This is a genomic window from Ochrobactrum sp. Q0168 (assembly GCF_016427605.1).
GTDB lineage: Bacteria > Pseudomonadota > Alphaproteobacteria > Rhizobiales > Rhizobiaceae > Brucella.
In genome coordinates this window covers 1-809 of record NZ_JAELXQ010000044.1, presented here as the reverse complement: position 1 = coordinate 809, position 809 = coordinate 1, and the positions used below count along the sequence as shown (strand labels likewise).

The following is an 809-nucleotide window of genomic DNA, read 5'->3' as shown; positions in this document are numbered from 1 at the left end:
CCAGAGCTGCGCAAGTTTGTCATTGAACAATTGGAAGCCCATTGGTCGCCGGAACAGATCTGCGGTCGATTGGTTAGCCATGGTGTGAGCGCGATACGTCTGTGTGCAGAAACAATCTATCGCTTCATCTATTCAAAGGAAGAACACGCTCTGAAGCTGTATGAACATCTTGCCGAGATGCGAACAAAACGCTGCCCACGCGGCACCAGACGATCGCGCAGTTCCCGCATTCCAGAAGCGTTTCGCATTCATCAACGCCCTGATTTCATTGGCAGTCGTCTGCAATTTGGGAACTGGGAAGGTGATTTGATTATCTTTGAGCGAGAGCTTGGAGAAGCCAATGTCATGACGCTTGTTGAACGCAAAAGTCGTTATTGCGTCATCATCAAAAACAACAGTCGGCACTCAAAGCCTATCATGAACAAAATCATTCAGACCTTTGCTGCACTGCCTTATCACGCACGCCGCAGTTTTACCTTTGATCGTGGTTCCGAGTTCATGGGGTATAGGGCTTTGGAAGATGGAATGGGGGCCAGAAGCTGGTTTTGTGATCCAAACTCGCCATGGCAAAAAGGTGCTATTGAGAACATCAACAAGCGCATCCGACGCTACTTACCCAGCAACACTGACCTGACGCAGGTCAACCAGGCGCAGTTGACTGCCCTCGCCCATGATCTCAACGCAACCCCGCGCAAGTGTCTTGGATTCAAGACACCCGCTGAAGTGTTCGCCTCCCTTTTGCAGGAACCAGCATAATCAGATATGCCTCATCAACGGCATGATGCACTTGGGATAGCTTTTCCACCGGG

Annotated in this window: 1 protein-coding gene; it reads left to right on the top strand. The window is 50.4% G+C overall.

Translation table 11 applies throughout. The annotated features are described in order from the left end of the window. Nucleotides 1-756: IS30 family transposase (locus JAU75_RS23860; protein WP_199058948.1), on the top strand; the 756-nt coding region annotated here is incomplete at its 5' end. Nucleotides 757-809 lie beyond the last annotated feature (53 nt).